Source organism: Ruegeria sp. BF8 (assembly GCF_056538625.1).
In genome coordinates, this window is the sequence record NZ_JBQFTL010000007.1 from 25,945 (window position 1) to 45,635 (window position 19,691).

The window sequence follows — 19,691 nt, forward strand, 5'->3', positions numbered from 1 at the left end:
CGGCGAACCCGTCAGCCTGCTTGACTCTTGCCGTGCGGCGCGCGACAGACGCGGATGTTTTCTGAGGCACTGACACGGGCGATTTTCCGGGCGCGCAGCATCCGGTCGCAAGGGGTATTGGCATGAGCGGCGTACAGATGATCACGGTCGAGCCGGGCGACGGGGAACAGCGGTTGGACCGCTGGTTGCGGCGCCTGTTCCCGCATGTCAGCCAGGGCCGGATCGAAAAGATGTGCCGCAAGGGTGAACTCCGCGTGGACGGCGGACGGGTCAAGGGCTCTACGCGGTTGCAGGCGGGGCAGGTGGTGCGCGTGCCGCCCCTGCCGGACCCGGATCACAAACCGGCCCCGGCCCGCCCCCGCGTGACGGATGCCGATGCGAAAATGATCCAGTCCTGCGTGATCTATCGCGACGACCACGTGCTGGCACTGAACAAGCCCCATGGCCTGCCCGTTCAGGGCGGCAGCGGCCAGGCCCGGCATGTGGACGGCCTCGCCGAGGCGCTGCGTTTTGGCTATGACGAGAACCCGCGGCTGGTGCACCGGCTCGACAAGGACACCTCGGGCGTTCTGCTGATGGCGCGTACGCGCGAAGCGGCCAAGGGGCTGACCGCGGCCTTCCGGCATCGCAACACGCGCAAGATCTATTGGGCGCTGGTGGCTGGTGTGCCGACCCCGTATCTGGGCGAGATCAAGACCGGGCTGGTCAAGGCCCCCGGCCATGGCAAGCAGGGCGAGGGCGAAAAGATGATCGCCGTCCACCTGAACGAGATCGACAGCACGCCGGGTGCCAAACGGGCCCATACGCTTTATGCCACGCTGTATCGGGTGGCGGGGCGCGCATCTTGGGTCGCGATGGAGCCTGTCACCGGCCGCACGCACCAGCTGCGCGCGCATATGGCGGCCATCGGGCACCCGATCGTCGGCGATGGTAAATATGGCGGCTCGGGTCAGGAAAACCTGGGCGACGGCTGGGGCGCACAGTTGGGCGGGGTCATCAGCAAAAAGCTGCATCTGCACGCCCGAACCGCGTCGTTCAAGCATCCGATGATCGGCAAGCAGGTCACGATCAACGCTCCGTTGCCTCCGCACATGAAGGACAGCTGGGATACTTTGGGCTGGACCGAAGATCTGGCCGCCGAGGACCCGTTCGAGGAGTTGCAATGACCGCGCCTCTGCGCCTGGTTCTGTTCGATGTCGACGGGACGCTGGTGGACAGCCAGGCCAGCATCGTGTCAGCCATGACCGCCAGTTTTCAGGCTCTGTCCCTTCCGGTGCCAGATCGCGCGGCGATCCTGTCGATCGTGGGGCTGTCCTTGCCGATTGCAATCGCACGCCTCGCGCCGGATCAGTCGCAGGCAACTCAACACCGGTTGGTCGAGGGTTACAAAGAGGCGTATCACGCTCATCGGCTTGAGATGGGGGCGGCAAGTTCTCCGCTCTATCCCGGCGCGCGCGAGGTTATCGGATCGTTGCAGGCCGTGCCCGAGATCCTTCTTGGCGTGGCGACGGGTAAATCGCAGCGGGGGTTGGATGCCTTGCTCGAGGCGCACGGTTTGGATTCGGTCTTCGTTACCCGTCAGGTGGCGGACTATCATCCATCCAAGCCGCATCCCTCGATGATCGAAACGGCGCTTTTTGAAACAGGGGTGTCGGCCGGTGATGCGGTGATGATCGGCGACACCAGCTTTGACATGGAAATGGCGCGGGCCGCCGGGGTTGCAGGGATCGGTGTGGGCTGGGGCTATCATGATCGGTCGCAGCTGGCTGCGGCGTCCGCGGTGATCGACCGGTTCGAGCAGCTGCCCGGCGTCTTGACCGAAGTCTGGGGACAACGACATGAGTGAGTGGAAACCGAAACGCTTTTGGACAGCCAGTGCAGTGGTCGCGACCGATGGCGGCTATACCGTCGAGTTGGACGGCCGCCGGGTACGGACACCGGCCAAGGCTGCTCTGGTCCTGCCCACCCGGGCCATGGCCGAGGCGGTGGCCCGCGAATGGGATGCGCAGGAAAAGGAAATCGATCCGGCGACGATGCCCTTCACCCGCTCGGCCAACGCGGCAATCGACAAGGTGCAGCATCAGCACGCGGAAGTTGCCGACATGTTGTCGGACTATGGCGATTCGGACCTGCTGTGCTATCGCGCAACCCACCCTGAAGCCCTGATCGAACGTCAGCGCTGCGAATGGGACCCCGCGCTGGACTGGGCCGCGGAAACGCTGGGCGCCAGATTGATCCCGGTCGAAGGCGTCCGGCATCAGCCTCAGGCCCCCGAGGCGCTGGACCGGCTGCGTCGGCGGGTTCACGACCTGGACGCGTTCCGTCTGGCGGCGTTTCACGACCTTGTGAGTCTGTCGGGTTCGTTGATTCTGGGTTTTGCCGCTGCCCAAAACTGGCGCAACCCGGACGAGATATGGCGCATTTCTCGGCTGGATGAATCGTGGCAGGCCGAGCAATGGGGGGACGACGAAGAGGCGGTCCAAGCCGCCGAACTCAAGAAGATCGCCTTTTTGCACGCGAAAACCTTCTATGATCTATCGGTTTGAGCCTTTCTGGTCCTGATTTGAGAGGCTTGGGCAGTTGCCTTGCCGGGAACATATCGTTTTCACTGATCCGACCCTTGACGTTTGTTTATGAATGCGCCCAAACTCGGGCGCACTAAAGGGGAGACACCTTTGGGGTAACCTATCCGGCTACCTTTGTGTGTCGGACAAGATCCGTCCCGGGATGGGGCGGGAAATCAGGAAGAGGTAAAAATGAAAAAATCCGTAATCTTGGGCGCGGCGACGATTGCCGGTCTTGCTGCCGGCGCGGCCGCGGCAGGAACCATGGACGACGTCAAAGCGCGCGGCAAGCTGAACTGCGGTGTAACCACCGGTCTGGTTGGCTTTGCTGCACCTGACGCGAATGGCGAATGGCAGGGCTTTGACGTTGCTGTATGCCGCGCAGTAGCCGCCGCCGTTCTGGGTGACGCGAACGCTGTTGAATTCGTTCCCACCACCGGCAAGACCCGCTTCACCGCTCTGGCTTCGGGCGAAGTTGACATGCTGGCCCGCAACACCACCTGGACCTTCAGCCGCGACGTCGACCTGAAGTTCGAATTCGTGGGTGTGAACTACTACGACGGTCAGGGCTTCATGGTTCCCAAGGCACTGGGCGTCAGCTCGGCCAAGGAACTGGACGGCGCCACTGTCTGCATCCAGACCGGCACCACCACCGAGCTGAACCTGGCGGACTTCTTCCGCTCGAACAACATCAGCTACGAGCCGGTTCCGATCGAAACCAACGCCGAAGCGCAGCAGCAGTACCTGGCAGGTGCCTGTGACGTTTACACCACCGACGCTTCGGGCCTGGCCGCAACCCGCGCCACGTTCGAAAACCCCGGTGATCACGTTCTGCTGCCCGAAATCATCTCGAAAGAGCCGCTGGGCCCGCTGGTCCGTCACGGCGACAACGAGTGGGGCGACATCGTTCGCTGGACCCTGAACGCTCTGATCTCGGCCGAAGAGCTGGGCATCACCTCGGCGAACATCGACGAGATGGCTGCAGGCACCGAGAACCCGGAAATCAACCGTCTGCTGGGTAGCGAAGGCACCCTGGGCGAGATGCTGGGCCTGGACGCACAGTGGGCCATGCGCGCCGTCAAGGCGGGTGGTAACTACGGCGAAGTGTTTGCCAAGAACATCGGTGAGGAAACCCCGATCGGTCTGGCACGCGGTCTGAACGCACAGTGGACCGATGGTGGCCTGCTGTACTCGCCGCCGTTCCGCTAAAATCCACGGAAAAGGGCGCAGGGCAACCTGCGCCCTTTTTTGCAAAACAGAATGCTACGGGCTGCTCGGGAGCGGGGAAAACCCTGCCGGGAAGGAAGCGTCCGAAAAGCACGGGGATCCCAAAATATGTCGACTATGACTGACCCACCGAAGGCTGACTTTCGGTTGTCGATGCTCATAAACGATACACGCTATCGCTCTCTTACATTTCAGGTGATCGCGGCAATCGTTATTGCGCTCAGCATCTGGTATCTTGGTAACAACCTGATCCAGAACCTTAGGGCCGCAGGGCTCAACATTTCTTATTCTTTCCTGGGCGATCCGTCCGGGTATGACATCAACCAACGTTTGATCGAATATGACAGCCAGTCCTCGCATGGGCGTGCGGCTGTCGTCGGCATTCTCAACACGCTTTTGGTTGCATTCCTGGCTTGTATCACTGCGACGGTGTTTGGCGTGATCGCAGGCGTTTTGCGGCTGTCAAACAACTGGCTTGTATCCAAGCTGATGGCGGTCTACGTGGAAATCTTCCGGAATATTCCGGTTCTGATCTGGATCATCATCATCTTCACGATCATGACAGCCGTGCTGCCGGGACCGAGGGAGTTCCGGGGCGATAACCCAACATCCAGCATGCTGTTTGATCTGTTCGCCTTTACCAACCGCGGCGTCTATGTCCCGCGCCCTGAGTTTGCGAATGGGCTGTTCGGTTCGACCTTTCTGAATTGGCTGCTGGTCATCGCGGTTTTGGTCGCTTCCTGGTTTGCGTCTCGTGAAATTGAGAAACGCGCCACGCTCAAACAGGAACAGACGGGCGAGCGTCCAAAGACTGGCCTTGTGAAACTTGCAGTTTGGCTCGTGCCTTTTGCACTGCTGATGATTTTGATGGGCCTGACCTGGGATGTCCCCGCTCTGAAAGGTTTCAACTTCAGCGGTGGTATCAAGGTCGGCGGTCCGCTGATCGCATTGTGGTTCGCTTTGTCGATCTATACCGGCGCCTTCATCGCAGAAAACGTACGTGCGGGTATTCAGGCGATTTCAAAAGGTCAGACCGAGGCTGCGGCCGCGCTGGGCCTGCGTCCCGGTCGGATCATGAATCTTGTGATCCTGCCTCAGGCGCTGCGGGTCATCATCCCGCCGTTGATCTCGCAATATCTGAACATCACCAAGAACTCGTCTCTGGCGATTGCAGTCGGCTATGCGGATATCACCGCAACGCTGGGTGGCATCACGCTGAACCAAACCGGTCGCGCGATCGAGTGCGTCTTGCTGCTGATGCTGTTCTATCTGACAGCCTCGCTGCTGATTTCGATGGCGATGAACATCTACAACGCATCCGTCAAGTTGAAGGAGCGCTGAGCCATGGCTGATCAAACAACAAATCCGATCGCATTTGTGGCCGACGGCACCATTCCTCCGTCGCCTCCGCCGGCAAACCAGACGGGTATCGTCAAATGGCTGCGCGAGAACCTGTTCTCGGGCGTCACAAACACGATCCTCACCCTTCTGTCGATTCTGCTGATCTATGTGCTTCTCAAGAACACCTTGCCGTGGATTCTGAACGGCGTTTGGAATGCGGACTCGCTGGCGCAATGCCGCGAGATTCTGGACGGCAAGACCGGGGCCTGTTTCGCAGTTCTGTCCGAGCGCTGGCATCAACTGATCTACGGTTTCAAATATCCAGTAGAAGCGTATTGGCGCCCGAACTTGGCGTTTGTGCTGATGCTGGTCGCTGTGGCACCTGTTCTGTTCTTCGACCTGCCTCGTAAGTTGCTGCTGTTTACGGCGCTCTACCCGTTTATCGCTTTCTGGCTGATTTGGGGTGGAACCATCATGGTGCCCATCGTGGCTCTGCTGGGCTGTGTCGCGGCAGGCGTGGTGTTCCAGAAATTTGGCCGCAACAGCTTTGCAGCCGGGTTCTTTGGGGCCATTGTCGTGGCGCTGGTCGTGTGGAATGTCGGCGGGGCACTCATTCCCGAAGACGCCAACGAAGGTGCGCTGCTGACTGCGGTGCCCAGCCGTGACCTGGGTGGTTTTATGCTGAACCTGATGCTGGGCGTGACCTGTGTGTCACTGTCCTTGCCCCTAGGTATTGCACTGGCTCTGGGTCGTCAGTCCGATATGCCGCTGATCAAGTGGGTTTGCGTCATCTTCATCGAATTCATCCGTGGCGTGCCTTTGATCACGCTGCTGTTCGTGGCTTCGGTGATGCTGGCTTATTTCTTCCCGCCTGACAGCACGGTCGACCTGTTCCTGCGCGTCGTGATCATGATCACCATGTTCTCTGCCGCCTACATCGCCGAGGTGATCCGCGGCGGTCTGGCGGCGCTTCCGCGCGGTCAGTATGAGGCAGCAGACAGTCTGGGTCTGGACTACCCGCAGGCGATGCGTCTGATCATCCTGCCGCAGGCCTTGAAGATCTCAATCCCTGGTATCGTGAACGTGGCCGTTGGTCTGTTCAAAGATACAACGCTGGTTTCGGTCATCTCGATGTTCGATCTGGTGGGCATGATCCGGGGTCCCATCCTGGCGTCGACCGAATGGAACGGCGTCTATTGGGAGCTTCTGGGCTTTGCCGCGCTTCTGTTCTTCGTCGTCTGCTACGGCATCTCTCAATATTCCCAGTGGCTCGAGCGTCGCCTTGCCACGGACCATCACTAAGGAGTTCAACACATGTCTGAACTTGCAATCGACCGCGAAATTGACCGCTCTAAAATGCAGGTGAGCGACGAGGTCGCCATCGAAATCACAAACATGAACAAGTGGTACGGGTCCTTCCACGTGCTGCGCGACATCAATCTGACCGTCAATCAGGGCGAGCGGATCGTGATCGCGGGGCCGTCGGGGTCGGGCAAATCCACTCTGATCCGCTGCCTGAACGCGCTGGAAGAACACCAGCAGGGCAAGATCGTGGTGGACGGCACCGAGTTGTCGAACGATCTGAAGAACATCGACAAGATCCGGTCCGAGGTTGGCATGGTGTTCCAGCACTTCAACCTGTTCCCGCATCTGACAATTCTGGAGAACTGCACGCTGGCCCCGATCTGGGTGCGTAAAACGCCCAAGAAAGAGGCCGAAGAGCGCGCGATGCATTTCCTTGAGAAGGTGAAGATCCCCGATCAGGCGTTGAAGTATCCGGGACAGCTGTCCGGTGGTCAGCAACAGCGTGTGGCGATTGCCCGCTCGCTGTGCATGATGCCGCGGATCATGTTGTTCGACGAGCCGACCTCGGCGTTGGACCCCGAGATGATCAAAGAGGTGCTCGACACGATGATCGAACTGGCCGAGGAAGGCATGACCATGCTCTGCGTGACGCACGAGATGGGCTTTGCCCGCCAGGTGGCGAACCGGGTGATCTTCATGGATGCCGGTCAGATCGTTGAACAGAACGAGCCGGAAGAGTTCTTCAACAACCCGCAGAGCGAACGCACCAAGCTGTTCCTCAGCCAGATTCTGGGTCACTGAGGCGGGTTGAAAGCGACGTTGGAAAGGGCGGGATCACCCCGCCCTTTTTTCATTCCAGCAACGCGCGCGGCGTGACGAATTCGATCACCTGGCCGCCGTGCCAACCTATTCCGGACCAGTCCGACAGATCAAAACGAAGAACCGTGGTCGCACAGGTCGGATAGTCGAGGAACCGCGGGTGCTTCGGTGCAAACTGAGCAATACGTTCCGCGAATTCCGCGATCCCCGGATTGTGGCCCAGCAGCAGGACCGTTTGACCCGTTGCCCTGTACAGCGCCTGCCGGATCTGATCGGGCGAGGCATGATAGAGTTCGGAGAGGAACCGGATGTTGGACGCACTCAGCCCCATCCGAAGCCAGGTCTCGCGCGTGCGTTCGGATGAAGAACTCAGGACCTCGTCTGGCAAGTACCCCTTGCGCCGCAGCCAATCGCCGATGGCAGATGCCGAAGCTCGGCCGCGCTTGTTCAACGGTCGGTCATGATCGGGCAGGCCGGGATGGTCCCAACTGGATTTTGCGTGACGGGTCAGGATAAGCGTGCAGGTCATTCCGGGTGAAAGGCTTTCATGTGATGGGCGGATTGCTCGGCCCGACGTCCGGCCCCCGCGCTGAGCGGACAGGCCAGCCGGGCCGCGCATCCCTGTGTCTTGCAGGCCTGACCAGGCGGAGTTCTCAAGTAGCCGTGGCAGGCGTCGACGTCGTAGAACGTCTTGGCGTTCAAGGCCCCGACCGGGCAGGCCGATGCGCAGGGCGCAGGGCAATTGATACATGGTGACGGGTTGCCTGCGACGGGAATGTCGAACTCGTGATCAAAATGCAGGGCCCCACGGAATGAAATCATCATTCCCACCGTGTCGTGCACCAGCGCGCCCACCGGGCTTTGAAACGTACGTCCCGATTTCAACGCCCAATCTATGAATGGCGAATACGGGGGGCCGCCGAACGGATACCACGCCTGGGCGCCCAGGTTTTCCGCAAGGGTGCCGACCACTCGGAGCGACCAACGGTCGACCGGGTCCGGCTTGCCGTCCAACCACTCGGCCGAAGCGGTAAGGACCGGCCAAAAGCTGCTGCCTGCCCCGAGCAGAATAAGCGTGCCACTATCCAACTGTTTGGCGCCACTCACCCGCGGGTGTTGCGCGCCCATGAGGACCAGGCCGGCGGCCTCGAATGTGGACACCACTTGATCATAGGTCACTTGCGCCGAAACGGCAGAGCGAGGCTCCACCCCAGCTTCGTCGGTCGATCGTCCTGCCATTCCAGCCCCACCGTCATGTCGTCGTGGCCGGCCTCGGGCTGTGCCACATACGTCCCCATCAAACGATCCCAGATGGATAATGCAAAGCCATAATTGCTGTCATGTTCCCTGCGCAGCACCGAATGGTGGACCCGGTGCATGTCCGGTGTGACCAATATTCGGCGCATGGTGGCATCCACGGCGGAGGGCAGGCGGATGTTCGAATGGTTGAACAAAGCGGTGCCGTTCAGCAGGACTTCGAACAGGATGACCGCCAGCGCGCTGGGTCCCAGCAGGTAGACGAGACCGATCTTCAAACCCATCGACAAGGCGATCTCGACCGGGTGAAAGCGAACGGCCGTGGTGACATCCATATCCCGGTCTGCGTGGTGCACACGATGAAGACGCCACAGGATCGGTACCTTGTGGGTGATCAGATGTTGTGCCCAGATGGCGAAATCCAGCACCAGGACACAAAGGGTGACCTCGACCCATTTGGGCCAGTCCAGAGTGTTGAAAACTCCGACGCCCAACCGGCCGGCATCCAAGGCGGCCCCGACGGCCAGCAAAGGGAACCCGATCGCCATCGCCCGCAGTGTCAGTGTGTTCAAAAGGGTGACCGACAGGTTGGTCAGCCAGCGGCGCGATCGAGGCACGCGTAGCGGGCGGCGCGGGGCAAGCCTTTCGGCCAATGCGAAGGCCAGAAACAGCGTCAGAAAGATTCCCAAGCGGATGATGAGTTCACGCTCCATGCATTCAAATTTAAGCATGTGAATGTGAACTGCAAGGGCGGGCTTGCTCGCTTCAGTCGGGGCGGATCAGAGACCCCGCACCATGTTCGGTGAACAATTCCAGCAGCACGGCATTGGGGGCACGGCCGTCCAGAATGACCACGGCGCGCACGCCGCTGTGCAGCGCGTCCAGCGCGGTTTCGGTCTTAGGGATCATACCGCCGGCAATGGTGCCGTCGCGGGTCATTTCCCGGATCTGGCCCGCCTTCAGTTCGGTCACGACCTCTCCGGCGGCGTTCTTGACGCCCGATACGTCGGTCAGCAGCAGCAGGCGGTCGGCCTTCAGCGCCGAGGCAATCGCTCCGGCAGCGGTATCACCGTTCACGTTGAACGTCTCGCCATTGCGGCCCGCCCCCAGCGGAGCGATCACCGGGATTACGTCGTGCGAGAACAGGTCGTGCAGGATCTTGGGGTTCATTTCGGCGGGCGTGCCGACATAGCCCAGCGACGCATCGGTCTGCTCACAGGTCATCAGGTTGGCATCCTTGCCCGACAGGCCGACGGCCGTTCCACCCTGGGCATTGATGGCCTGCACGATGCGCTTGTTGACCACGCCGGACAAAACCATCTCGACCACTTCGACCGTGGCGGCATCGGTGACGCGCTTGCCGTTCACGAAGTCCGACTGGATGTCCAGCTTGTCCAGCATCGCGTTGATCATCGGCCCGCCGCCATGCACGACCACCGGGTTCACGCCGACCTGACGCATCAGCACCACGTCGCGGGCAAAGCTCTCCATCGCTTCGTCGCTGCCCATGGCGTGCCCGCCCAGCTTGATCACGACGATTGCCCCGTCATAGCGCTGCAGATAGGGCAGGGCGCTGTTGAGCGTGGCGGCGGTTGCTATCCAATCCCGGTTCATGTCCTGTTTCTTCATGGCTGTCGTCCCTCTGGCCTTCCCTGTTAGGGCCTTTGGCCGGACCTGCCAAGCCCGGAACGGGTAGGCCGCAGGTTTTGTTGCGTGGCGCGCCAAAAGGGGGACGCTGTCGCGCCACGCAGACGGGCGGACCCCAGGGGCACCGCCCGAACCGGTCAACTGAATGCGCGCCGAACCGCGGGGATGTTGCTGACCACCAGCAGGTCGACGGCCAGCACCGCAAGCAGCGTCAGCCCGACCAGCGGAAAGGCCATGGCCGTGAACAGCCCGACCAGCACCGCGCCCTTCCACAGGGGCATCTCGGCCGGCATCGGCGGCGCCGCCAGACGGCTGGCGCCGGAGGGCCGCCGCTTGATCCACATGACAACGCCGGACACGCAGACAAAGATCACCGACAGGCAGAACACCACGTTCAGGACAAAGTTCCACAGACCCGCCAGACCCATATGCAGAGGAATGCCCACCGCCATTGCCTTGCCCATCAGCGAGTAGTCCTGAAACCGCACGTCGGCCAGAATCTTTCCGGTGTACTGGTCGATATGGACGGTGCGGTCCTCGGTGGCGTCGGTCGAATCGCCGCTCATGCTGTCGCGGTTCAGGGTCCACACGCCCGTGTCACCGTTGGGATAGGCGACGCGGAACCGGTTCTGCATGCCCAGGGACTCACCCAGCGCAACCATCGCATCGATATTGACCGCAACGCCCGCCGGTATCCCGGCCACGCCCGCTTCCGAACCCGAGGCCGGCATCGGTGTCTGTTCCAGCGCCCAGGGCACGTCGTTCTGGCTGCCGTGGTTCATGCTGGCATGCAAATCGTCCGACAGTGGGACATTGTCCCATTTCTCGGCCGGAAAGCTGCTCCAGGCCTGCACGAACTTGCCGCCCCAGATCCCGGTCCAAGACATGCCCGAAATCAGGAACCCGACCAGCAGAAGCGACATCCAGAACCCGGTGACCGCGTGCAGCGATTTCCACAGGTTCCGGCCCCGCGCCCGCAGGTCGGGCACCAGGGCCGACACCACGTTGCCGCGCGGCCACCACATGTAAAGGCCGGTGAACACCAGCAGCAGCGCCATCCCGGCCGCGATTTCCAGAATGCGATCGCCGGTATCGCCCATCAGCAGGGTGGAGTGGATGTTGTCGGCCAGATCGTACCACCCCGCGCGACGGTCCCAGACCTGGATCACCTCGCCGGAATACTGGTCGATCGCCACCATGCGCTGGCCGGTTTCGGCCTTGACTCGGAACACGGTTGCCAGATCCGGCGCCTTGGGGCCGATCCATTCGACTACGCGGCCCGGAACGCGGGCCTGCACTAGATCGGCCAGTTCGGATGCGGGCATCGCCTGGCCCGTGATCTCGACTGCGATCTTTTCTCCGTCGCGGCCATCGGCTTGGGTAATGAACATCATCATCAGGCCGGTCACTGCCAGGATGATCAGGAAGGGGACAACAAAAAGCCCCGCATAGAAGTGCCACCGCCAGGCGGCCCTATAGAATTTTTGCGCGTGCTCGCGCCGGGCCGCCTGCGCGACCCCGGTTTGGCGGTCTTGTGCCATTTCAGTCTCCAGAAATTCGGAACATCCCCGGCCGGGCGGCCGAGGTTTCAGGTCTTGTTCGCGGATTCAGGAGACGTGGGGCGGACCCCGGGCATCATACCGGGCGTGGAACCCGGCGCTGCGATGAGTGAAATCCACATGCGCCCAACGCGCGGCAATCGGCCAGTCGGCAGGCAGTACCGTTCCCACTTCGGCCAATTGGCCTGCCAGAACAATCCCGCCATAGGGGCAGGCGCTGCGTTCGTCGGTGTCGTTGTGGTCCGGGGCGTCCTCGCCCGGGTCGATCCAGCGCTCGACCGGGCCGTCGCCGGTGCAGATCACCATCAGAATCGCCCCGTCCGAGTTGCGCGTGGGCATCCAGCCCATCGGGATTGCACCGGATACCATCACGGCAACCAGCGTCAGCACCGAAATGACGCGCATCAGCAGCATCATTCCAGATTGGCGATGATCGAACGCAGCGTCGGGATGCCGTCGCCCTTCTCGGACGAGGTCAGCACGATCTCGGGATAGGCAGCGGGGTGTTTGGACAGGGCGCCCCGCACCTGTTCCAGAATCTTTTCGCGGTCCTTGGCCTTGACCTTGTCGGCCTTGGTCATCACGCATTGAAAGGTCACGGCGCTGGTGTCCAGCAGCTTCATGATCTCGTCATCCACGGGTTTCACGCCGTGGCGGGAATCGATCAGCACGAAGGCCCGGCGCAGGGTCTGCCGCCCGCTCAGATACTGTTTCAGAAGGCGTTGCCATTTCTCGACCACCTTGACCGGCGCATTGGCATAGCCATAGCCGGGCAGATCAACCAGATACAGTTCGGGGCCCTGGGTGAAAAAGTTGATCTCTTGCGTGCGGCCCGGCGTGTTCGAGGCGCGGGCCAACCCCTTGGTGCCGGTCAGAGCGTTAATCAGGCTGGATTTACCAACGTTCGACCGGCCGGCGAAACAGACCTCAAGCCGGTCGGGGGCGGGCAGGCCGTTCATCGCCACCACGCCCTTGACGAACTCGGACGGTCCGGCAAACAGCTTGCGGCCGGCCTCTTTTGCGTGGTCGTCGGGATCGGCCGCCAGGGGAAATGGCAGAGCTGTCATAGAACCTGCACCTTGTCTCCGGGGCGGATCGTGCCTTGGCGAATGACTTCGGCGTATACTCCGAAATCCTGATGGTCCCAGCTGCGCAGAGCGCCTAGCGTATCCGCGTCCCGCACTCCGGTGTCGGGGTTCGCAGTCGTTGCCATGCAGCGCGTAATCCGTTCGCGCACGTGAAATACGGCCTCGCCGATCTGCACATCCTTATCCAGCCAATCGAATTCTTCCCAAAGAGGAAGGCCATCGAACCAGATGTTGCCACGCCAGCGGCAAATCGACAGTTCGCGGCCCAGACGCTGCTCGACCGCCCGGTGCGAGGCTATGTTGCACAGGCTGACCGAGGGATAGTCACTGTCGGTCATACCACGGCCGGGAACCCGGACGATCCGTGCAGATGCGGCGCGGTCGGTGGGCATCAGCGGGCGGACCCACTCCAGAAACAGGTCTTGTTCTGTGTCCGGGCGAAAGATCAGTTCGGGCCGATCCGGGTGGCTGAGGGTCACGCGATCCCCGTCCAGAACGGCCGATATCGCCATCAGCTGGGGCGCCTTCGAGCCGCGGCTGAAATTGGCGCAGGGCGCCCACTCGGATCCGTCGGCCTTGGACATCTCATGCGCCACCGCCCAAACGCGATCCCCGGGCATGGTCTGCCCGGGGATAACGGTGACTTCCTGCAGAGATTCTCTGCCATGGCTTTTGATCGGATGGCGCCAGATCTGCGTGACTTGCCCGGTCATTTCTTGTCCGTCTTGGGGGTTTTCTTGAACCCCGACTTGATGTTGCCAAACACATCCGGCGTATAGCCCTGGCTGCGCATGATCAGGTATTGCTGGGTGAACGTGATGGTGTTGTTTGCGATCCAGTAAACGACCAGCCCGCTGGCAAAGCTGCCCAGCATGAACATGAATACCCATGGCATCCAGGCAAAGATCATGGCCTGGGTCGCGTCGGTGGGCGCCGGGTTCAGCTTTTGCTGCAGCCACATCGAGATCCCCAGCAGCAGCGGTAGGATGCCGATGAAAATCGTCGCCATCAGCGTGCCCGGCTCAGGTCCGGCCCACGGCAGCCAGCCGAAGAAGTTGATGATCGAGGTCGGATCCGGCGCACTCAGGTCCCGGAAAGGACCGAACCAGGGGGCTTGCCGAAGTTCGATGGTGACGAAGATCACCTTGTAGAGAGAAAAGAAGATCGGGATCTGCAGCAGGATCGGTAGACAGCCGGCGGCCGGGTTGACCTTTTCCTTTTTGTACAGCTCCATCATGCCCTGCTGCATCTTCTGACGGTCGTCGCCGGCAGCTTCTTTCAGGGCTTCCATCTGTGGCTGCAATTCCTTCATCTTCGCCATCGAGACGTAGGATTTGAACGCCAGCGGGAACAGGATTGCCTTGATGATCAGGGTCAGCCCGATGATCGACCAACCCATGTTGCCGATCAGGGCGTTGATGTTGTGCAGCAGCCAGAAAATCGGCTTGGTCAGGAAGAAGAACCAACCCCAGTCAATGCTGTCGATAAACTTCTGAACGCCCTGGGCCTGATATTCGCGGATGGTCTCCCATTCCTTGGCCCCGGCAAACAGTCGGGTGGTAACCTCGGCGGATTCGCCGGGGGCAACCGTCATCGTCGGCAACACCGTTTCCGCCTGGTAGATCTTCCGACGCGCGTCATATTTCGCGGCCGCCTTGAAAGCCGACCCCGGATCGGGGATCAGCGTGGTCATCCAATAATGGTCGGTAAAGCCGATCCAGCCGTTTTCCTTGACCTGATAGACCTCGGCCTGCGCCCGTTCGTTGGGGTCGATGTCGAAATCGCGGACGTCGCCATAATCGACCTCGGACAGGGTCCCGTCGGCCATGCCGATCACACCTTCATGCAGGATGAAGAAGTTTTTCAACCCCGGCAGATCGCCATCCTCGCCGATGCCGTGGCGGGCCAGAATGCCGTACGGGGCCATTCCGACCTCGGCTCCGGTGCCGTTTTCGACGGATTGGGTCACGGTGAACATGTAATCCGCATCCACACCGATCGTGCGGCGGAATGTCAGGCCCGCGCCATTTTCCCATTTCAGGGTTACGGGGCTGTCTACCGACAGAGTCTCGCCCTGTTCCAGCGTCCAGATGGTATTCGGGCCCGGCACGTCCGAGCCAGCCAATCCGGCACCGGGCGCCCACCCGTAGAGGGCGTAATAGGCCGAATTGGACCCAACGGGCGACAGCAGTTCGACGATCGGCGCGCCTTCGTCGATCGAGACCTTGTAGTCTTTCAGATACAGTTCGTCGATCCGTCCACCCGAAAGCGACAGGCTACCCGACAGACGCGGCGTGTCGATTTGGATCCGCGGCGCGGTGGCTTCCGGCAGGGTTTCCTCTGCGGTGGCGGTTGCCTCGCCGACAGTCGTGCTTCCGGCGCTGGGCGTCTGAATCTCTTCCCCCTCCGAGGCGCTGATTTCAGCCTGCTCAGGCGTTGTGGTCGGTTCCGGTGGGGGGAACAGCACAAACCAGACCAGGATCACAAGGAAACTAAGCGCGGTTGCAAGGATAAGATTCTTGTTCTGATCGTCCATCTGGGACAGCCACCTTGAGCAGTGAAAGACACCGCAGGGTTCAACAGAGTGCAGCCCAAAAGGTCAAGCGGAATCGCCCCGGAAATCGTGAGTGTAGGGCAATCCAGTCCCCGAAATCAGGATTTCCGGCCCATTTCGCGGCCAATCCGCGGTGCGCCTCCCAGTTTCGCGCGGCGGTCCTTGATCCAGTCGAGCGTATGCTCGACCGGCATCGGCTTGCCGATCCCAAACCCCTGGACATGGTGACACCCCAATTGCGCCATCAGCGCGTGCTCGCCGGGGGTTTCCACCCCCTCGGCCAGGGTTTCAAGGTTCAACCTCTCGGCCATCATCAGAATGGCGCTGACCATTTGCTGCTGGGACGGATCCCGGTCCGCATTGGACACGAAAGACCGGTCGATCTTGATGCGGGAGACATCAAAGCGTTTGATCGACGAAAATGATGCGTGACCAGTGCCGAAATCGTCCAGATCGATGCAACAGCCGAGCTTGGACAACTGGGTCACGTTGCGGGTGATGACATCATCGGGGCGGCGCGAAAAAACGGTTTCAAGGATTTCCACGGCCAGCCGGTCCGGCGAAAGGTCGAACTGGTCCAACTCCCATCGCACCCGGTCAACAAGTGAGGGGTCCCGCAATTCGTCCGACGAAAAGTTGATGCCGATCCGAGGAATGACGGCACCAGCGCAGTCCCAGTCACACATCGCGCGAAAGGCTTGGTGGCGGATCGTCTGGCCCAGCTTGGGCATCAGCTTGGCCTGTTCGGCAAAAGGCAGAAACACCTGCGGCCCGACAACTCCCTTGGAAGGGTGTTCCCATCGAGCAAGGGCCTCAAACCCGGTGATGTCGCCGGTGTCCGTTGAAACCTGTGGCTGAAACCAAGGGCGAATCTGACCGGTTTCCAGCGCGGTCTCCAACTCCTTGCGGAAATTGATATGGACGACTGATCTGCGTCGCGTGGCCTCGGAGTAGGCGCGGATCGTGGAAGGCCCGTTCCGCTGTGCTTCGGCCAGCGCGGCCCGAGCGGCCTCGATCCAGCTGTCCGGCGCTTCATCGGCAACGGCAGAGTGCAGGCAAAATCCAGCAGAGCAGGACAGATAGAGGCTGGCATTGTCCAAAGGGATCGGTTCCTCCACCGTGCTTTGTATGCGTCCCGAGGTTTGGATGCAGCTTTCCAGGTCCAGATGCCGTGAGGGGCGCAACCCGATCAGGAACGTGTTTCTAGATAGGCGTGTTGCAATATCCTCGCTTCGGATCACCGCCAGAATGCGGTCGCAGAAGCGCCCTGCCACATAGTCGGCTGCCGCAGTGCCGTGCAGCTCTTCGACATCGTCGAAATCATCAAGTGACACAACGATGCAGGCTGAATCCTCTCCGGTTGCCCGCGATGTGCTGTGCAGGTACTCCATCTCGGCGTAGAAGGCATCACGTGGCAACAGTCCCCTGGGCCGCATGTGCGTCGCCGAACCAAGACCTGCACCCGGTTGAAGCCGTTGGGCAGCCGAAAGCAACAAGGGCAGCCCCAGGGCGACAACGACCAATGCCGTGTCGCCGCCCAGCCAGAAAGCAGCCAGGCACAATGCAGGCACGAATGCCAGAACTTGCGGCATTGCCAGAACGGTCAGCAGAGCATTCTGAAAACTCTGGGGTGAGAACCTTTTCAGCATCGATTCCGGCCTTCCAATTGGGCGAACTGCGTCCAATCGGAGGCTAGGAAATCATTCTGAGTCAGACGTTAACGCAGAAGCGGAATTTCTTCCGAATTTTCGCCGTTTTTGCCGGGGTCCAGCATCAGGCCGGCAAAATCGAACAGCTTGGGATCCAGCAAGTGCGAGGGCCGGGCATTGGTCAGCGCGCGGAACATCACCTGCCGGCGGCCGGGGCTGTTCTTTTCCCATTGGTCCAGAATCTGTTTGACCTGCTGTCGTTGCAGGCCGTCCTGACTGCCGCACAGGTCGCAGGGGATGATCGGATAGTTCATCGCCTTGGCGAATTTCTCGCAATCGGCCTCGGCCACATGGGCCAGCGGGCGATAGACGAACAGGTCGCCTTCTTCGTTCACCAGTTTCGGAGGCATGGTCGCCAGACGGCCGCCGTGGAACAGGTTCATGAAGAAGGTTTCCAGGATGTCATCGCGGTGATGCCCCAGCACCACGGCCGAGCACCCTTCCTCGCGCGCGATCCGGTACAGGTTGCCACGGCGCAGGCGCGAGCACAGTGCGCAATAGGTGCGGCCCTGCGGTACCTTGTCGACCACGATGGAGTAGGTGTCCTGATACTCGATCCGGTGCGGCACGCCCATGCGTTCCAGAAACTCGGGCAGCACGGTGGCCGGAAAGCCCGGCTGCCCCTGATCCAGATTGCAGGCCAGCAGGTCCACGGGCAGCAGGCCGCGCCATTTCAACTCGTACAGAACGGCCAGCAGGGTATAGCTGTCCTTGCCGCCCGACAGGCAGACCAGCCAGCGCGGCGGCTTGCCGTCCTTGTCGTGGGCCGACGGGTCAACCATGCCGTATTGCTCGATCGCCTCGCGCGTCTGGCGCACGATGCGTTTGCGCAGCTTCTTGAACTCGGTGGTCGAGGGCGCACCGGCAAACAGCGGATGGATATCGTCGGCTTCGTCGAACATGCGCAGCCCCTACCGCAGATGCGCTGACCGGGCAAGGCCCGCCTAGCCGGACAGCCGGCCCAGCAGGGCGTCAGTGTCCAGCCCCGAGACCGATCCGGGTACGCGCCCGCTTTCGCCCAGAACCCGGGTGGCGATGTATCCATCGGCCACCGCACCGGGCGCGTGGCGCAGCAGCAGTGCGGCGGTGAGCAGATGCGCGGTGGCCTCGGCGAACCAGCGGGCCTCGGCCTCGGGGGGCAGGGTCGGCCAACGGTCGCGATGCGCCTTCAGCGCGGCGTCATAGCGGCGGTCGGCTCCGGTTGCCGCGTCCAGTTCGGCCTGCACGGTCTGGGCGGCCAGCGGGTCGCGCGCAAGGCTGCGCAGAATGTCCAGGCAGATCACGTTGCCAGACCCCTCCCAGATGCCGTTCAGGGGCGCTTCACGATAGATCATCGGCATCGGCGTGTCGTCGACATAGCCCATGCCGCCCAGCACCTCCATCGCCTCGACCGCAACGACGGGGCAGCGCTTGTTCGACAGGAACTTGGCAAGCGCCACCCCGATCCGGGCAAAGGCGCGGTCTTCAGCAGTGTCCCCGTCAAAGGCGCGGGCCACGCGCAGGCCGAGGGTCAGCGCGCCTTCCCAGTCCAGTACCAGATCGGCCAGAACGGCGCGCATCAGTGGCTGGTCGATCAGGCGGCGCTGAAAGGCGCTGCGATGGCTGACCCAGTGATGTGCTTCGGACAGGGCTGCGCGCATCAGACCGGCGGGGGCCATCGCGGTGTCGAGCCGGGTGTGATGCACCATCTCGATGATCGTGCGCACGCCGGCCCCCTCATCCCCCAGCTGATAGGCCAGCGCGTCATGGAACTCGACCTCGGACGAGGCATTGGCGCGGTTGCCCAGCTTGTCCTTGAGGCGCATCAGATGGATGGCGTTGCGCTCGCCTTCCAGCCATCGGGGCAGCAGAAAACAGGTCAGGCCGCCCGGCGCCTGCGCCAGCGTGAGGAACCCGTCGGACATCGGGGCCGAGCAGAACCATTTGTGGCCGCGCAGCCGCCAGGCATCGCCGTCGCGGGTGGCGGTGGTGGTATTGGCGCGCACGTCCGAGCCGCCCTGTTTCTCGGTCATCGCCATGCCCAAGGTCGCCGAGCGTTTTTCTCCGATCGGGCGGGGGGCTGGGTCATAAGTGGCGGCGGTCAGTTTCGGGCGCCAGATTTCGGCCAGTTCGGGGTTGGCGGCCAGTGCCGGCACGGCGGCATAGGTCATGGTCAGCGGGCAGCAATGGCCCGGCTCGACCTGGCTGGCCAGATAGACCATCGCGGCATGGGTGGCGTGACCGCCCGGTGCTCCGTCCCAGGCAAGCGCGGCATAGCCTGCCGATTGGCTCAGATCCATCATGTGATGATAGGCCGGGTGGAACCGCACCTCGTCCAGGCGGCGGCCGCCCCGGTCGAAGAGGCAGAGTTCGGGCGGGCGCAGGTTGGCGTCGCGCCCGGCGTCGCGCGTTTCGGCTCGGCCCAGAGCGGCCCCGTAGGCGGCCAGCGAGGCCGCCCGCGCCCCGGCGCGCGTGGCGCAGTCCCTCAGAACCGGGTCCGAGGTCCACAGGTCAACGTCGTTGCGCTCGGGCGGTTGGTTCGTCACCTCATGCGTGGGCAGAGACTGGCGGGCGTTGGATCTGGACATGGGCGCCTCGGAGAGTTGTTGCTGAAACCGATGTTCAGCGGCGCACCCCCCTTG

The 19,691-nt window shown here is 61.9% G+C and carries 19 protein-coding genes; 7 read left to right on the forward strand and 12 right to left on the reverse strand.

Features of this window, described 5'->3' with window-relative positions; translation table 11 throughout:
- The first annotated feature begins 122 nt into the window (after nt 1-122).
- The 7 genes from ACR0LD_RS18370 (at nt 123) to ACR0LD_RS18400 (ending at nt 7,238) form a co-directional block, all read left to right on the forward strand.
- Entirely contained in the window at nt 123-1,166 is a 1,044-nt protein-coding gene (locus ACR0LD_RS18370) for an RluA family pseudouridine synthase (protein WP_480638369.1), read from the forward strand.
- Entirely contained in the window at nt 1,163-1,846 is a 684-nt protein-coding gene (locus ACR0LD_RS18375; RefSeq protein WP_480638371.1) for an HAD-IA family hydrolase, read from the forward strand. Before ACR0LD_RS18370 ends, ACR0LD_RS18375 begins: the two co-directional genes overlap by 4 nt.
- Nucleotides 1,839-2,546, forward strand: coding sequence for an ATP12 family chaperone protein (locus ACR0LD_RS18380; protein WP_480638373.1), 708 nt, complete (start codon nt 1,839-1,841; stop codon nt 2,544-2,546). Before ACR0LD_RS18375 ends, ACR0LD_RS18380 begins: the two co-directional genes overlap by 8 nt.
- 210 nt (nt 2,547-2,756) lie before the next feature.
- Nucleotides 2,757-3,773: an amino acid ABC transporter substrate-binding protein gene (locus ACR0LD_RS18385; RefSeq protein ID WP_093965393.1), complete on the forward strand. Its 1,017-nt coding sequence runs from the start codon at nt 2,757-2,759 to the stop codon at nt 3,771-3,773.
- Between the two features lie 126 nt (nt 3,774-3,899).
- Complete coding sequence (locus tag ACR0LD_RS18390) at nt 3,900-5,132, forward strand: amino acid ABC transporter permease (protein ID WP_170361668.1); 1,233 nt, start codon at nt 3,900-3,902, stop codon at nt 5,130-5,132.
- Between the two features lie 3 nt (nt 5,133-5,135).
- The gene (locus tag ACR0LD_RS18395; RefSeq protein WP_480638374.1) at nt 5,136-6,434 is read left to right on the forward strand and encodes an amino acid ABC transporter permease; all 1,299 of its coding nucleotides are present in this window, start codon (nt 5,136-5,138) and stop codon (nt 6,432-6,434) included.
- Between the two features lie 12 nt (nt 6,435-6,446).
- Nucleotides 6,447-7,238, forward strand: coding sequence for an amino acid ABC transporter ATP-binding protein (locus ACR0LD_RS18400; RefSeq protein ID WP_170361666.1), 792 nt, complete (start codon nt 6,447-6,449; stop codon nt 7,236-7,238).
- A 49-nt stretch (nt 7,239-7,287) separates the two neighbouring features.
- Here ACR0LD_RS18400 and ACR0LD_RS18405 read toward each other — a convergent pair whose 3' ends face one another.
- From ACR0LD_RS18405 to ACR0LD_RS18460, 12 genes are all read right to left on the reverse strand, one after another.
- A complete protein-coding gene (locus tag ACR0LD_RS18405) occupies nt 7,288-7,785 on the reverse strand; it encodes a SixA phosphatase family protein (RefSeq protein ID WP_170361664.1) in 498 nt (165 codons plus the stop codon).
- On the reverse strand, nt 7,782-8,495 hold the full coding sequence (locus tag ACR0LD_RS18410) for a ferredoxin (protein ID WP_480638376.1): 714 nt from the start codon (nt 8,493-8,495) through the stop codon (nt 7,782-7,784). The genes ACR0LD_RS18405 and ACR0LD_RS18410 overlap by 4 nt, the downstream gene beginning before the upstream one ends.
- Nucleotides 8,432-9,226 (reverse strand): sterol desaturase family protein, encoded by a 795-nt coding sequence (locus ACR0LD_RS18415; RefSeq protein WP_170442260.1) that lies wholly within the window; start codon nt 9,224-9,226, stop codon nt 8,432-8,434. Before ACR0LD_RS18415 ends, ACR0LD_RS18410 begins: the two co-directional genes overlap by 64 nt.
- Before the next feature lie 52 nt (nt 9,227-9,278).
- Entirely contained in the window at nt 9,279-10,142 is an 864-nt protein-coding gene (gene argB, locus ACR0LD_RS18420) for an acetylglutamate kinase (RefSeq protein ID WP_170361663.1), read from the reverse strand.
- Nucleotides 10,143-10,297: 155 nt separating this feature from the next.
- The gene (locus ACR0LD_RS18425) at nt 10,298-11,701 is read right to left on the reverse strand and encodes a PepSY-associated TM helix domain-containing protein (RefSeq protein WP_480638378.1); all 1,404 of its coding nucleotides are present in this window, start codon (nt 11,699-11,701) and stop codon (nt 10,298-10,300) included.
- Nucleotides 11,702-11,767: 66 nt separating this feature from the next.
- Nucleotides 11,768-12,124, reverse strand: a complete 357-nt coding sequence (locus ACR0LD_RS18430; protein ID WP_254437162.1) for a DUF2946 family protein — start codon at nt 12,122-12,124, stop codon at nt 11,768-11,770.
- Nucleotides 12,125-12,132: 8 nt separating this feature from the next.
- Entirely contained in the window at nt 12,133-12,786 is a 654-nt protein-coding gene (yihA, locus tag ACR0LD_RS18435; protein ID WP_170361658.1) for a ribosome biogenesis GTP-binding protein YihA/YsxC, read from the reverse strand.
- The gene (locus ACR0LD_RS18440) at nt 12,783-13,520 is read right to left on the reverse strand and encodes an MOSC domain-containing protein (protein WP_170368027.1); all 738 of its coding nucleotides are present in this window, start codon (nt 13,518-13,520) and stop codon (nt 12,783-12,785) included. The genes yihA and ACR0LD_RS18440 overlap by 4 nt, the downstream gene beginning before the upstream one ends.
- Nucleotides 13,517-15,343, reverse strand: coding sequence for a membrane protein insertase YidC (gene yidC / locus ACR0LD_RS18445; protein WP_170372835.1), 1,827 nt, complete (start codon nt 15,341-15,343; stop codon nt 13,517-13,519). The genes ACR0LD_RS18440 and yidC overlap by 4 nt, the downstream gene beginning before the upstream one ends.
- A 116-nt stretch (nt 15,344-15,459) precedes the next feature.
- Nucleotides 15,460-17,010 carry a putative bifunctional diguanylate cyclase/phosphodiesterase gene (locus ACR0LD_RS18450; RefSeq protein ID WP_480638380.1) on the reverse strand — a complete coding sequence of 517 codons (1,551 nt, stop codon included), beginning with the start codon at nt 17,008-17,010 and terminating at the stop codon, nt 15,460-15,462.
- A 68-nt stretch (nt 17,011-17,078) separates the two neighbouring features.
- The gene (gene ttcA / locus ACR0LD_RS18455; RefSeq protein WP_170601345.1) at nt 17,079-17,972 is read right to left on the reverse strand and encodes a tRNA 2-thiocytidine(32) synthetase TtcA; all 894 of its coding nucleotides are present in this window, start codon (nt 17,970-17,972) and stop codon (nt 17,079-17,081) included.
- A 42-nt stretch (nt 17,973-18,014) separates the two neighbouring features.
- Nucleotides 18,015-19,637 (reverse strand): acyl-CoA dehydrogenase family protein, encoded by a 1,623-nt coding sequence (locus ACR0LD_RS18460; protein ID WP_480638382.1) that lies wholly within the window; start codon nt 19,635-19,637, stop codon nt 18,015-18,017.
- Nucleotides 19,638-19,691 lie beyond the last annotated feature (54 nt).

Coding starts and splice junctions, on each gene's coding strand:
- ACR0LD_RS18370 (WP_480638369.1), top strand. CDS start 123: ATGAGCGGCGTACAGATGATCACGGTCGAGCCGGGCGACGGGGAACAG.
- ACR0LD_RS18375 (WP_480638371.1), top strand. CDS start 1,163: ATGACCGCGCCTCTGCGCCTGGTTCTGTTCGATGTCGACGGGACGCTG.
- ACR0LD_RS18380 (WP_480638373.1), top strand. CDS start 1,839: ATGAGTGAGTGGAAACCGAAACGCTTTTGGACAGCCAGTGCAGTGGTC.
- ACR0LD_RS18385 (WP_093965393.1), top strand. CDS start 2,757: ATGAAAAAATCCGTAATCTTGGGCGCGGCGACGATTGCCGGTCTTGCT.
- ACR0LD_RS18390 (WP_170361668.1), top strand. CDS start 3,900: ATGTCGACTATGACTGACCCACCGAAGGCTGACTTTCGGTTGTCGATG.
- ACR0LD_RS18395 (WP_480638374.1), top strand. CDS start 5,136: ATGGCTGATCAAACAACAAATCCGATCGCATTTGTGGCCGACGGCACC.
- ACR0LD_RS18400 (WP_170361666.1), top strand. CDS start 6,447: ATGTCTGAACTTGCAATCGACCGCGAAATTGACCGCTCTAAAATGCAG.
- ACR0LD_RS18405 (WP_170361664.1), bottom strand. CDS start 7,785: ATGACCTGCACGCTTATCCTGACCCGTCACGCAAAATCCAGTTGGGAC.
- ACR0LD_RS18410 (WP_480638376.1), bottom strand. CDS start 8,495: ATGGCAGGACGATCGACCGACGAAGCTGGGGTGGAGCCTCGCTCTGCC.
- ACR0LD_RS18415 (WP_170442260.1), bottom strand. CDS start 9,226: ATGGAGCGTGAACTCATCATCCGCTTGGGAATCTTTCTGACGCTGTTT.
- argB (WP_170361663.1), bottom strand. CDS start 10,142: ATGAAGAAACAGGACATGAACCGGGATTGGATAGCAACCGCCGCCACG.
- ACR0LD_RS18425 (WP_480638378.1), bottom strand. CDS start 11,701: ATGGCACAAGACCGCCAAACCGGGGTCGCGCAGGCGGCCCGGCGCGAG.
- ACR0LD_RS18430 (WP_254437162.1), bottom strand. CDS start 12,124: ATGCGCGTCATTTCGGTGCTGACGCTGGTTGCCGTGATGGTATCCGGT.
- yihA (WP_170361658.1), bottom strand. CDS start 12,786: ATGACAGCTCTGCCATTTCCCCTGGCGGCCGATCCCGACGACCACGCA.
- ACR0LD_RS18440 (WP_170368027.1), bottom strand. CDS start 13,520: ATGACCGGGCAAGTCACGCAGATCTGGCGCCATCCGATCAAAAGCCAT.
- yidC (WP_170372835.1), bottom strand. CDS start 15,343: ATGGACGATCAGAACAAGAATCTTATCCTTGCAACCGCGCTTAGTTTC.
- ACR0LD_RS18450 (WP_480638380.1), bottom strand. CDS start 17,010: ATGCTGAAAAGGTTCTCACCCCAGAGTTTTCAGAATGCTCTGCTGACC.
- ttcA (WP_170601345.1), bottom strand. CDS start 17,972: ATGTTCGACGAAGCCGACGATATCCATCCGCTGTTTGCCGGTGCGCCC.
- ACR0LD_RS18460 (WP_480638382.1), bottom strand. CDS start 19,637: ATGTCCAGATCCAACGCCCGCCAGTCTCTGCCCACGCATGAGGTGACG.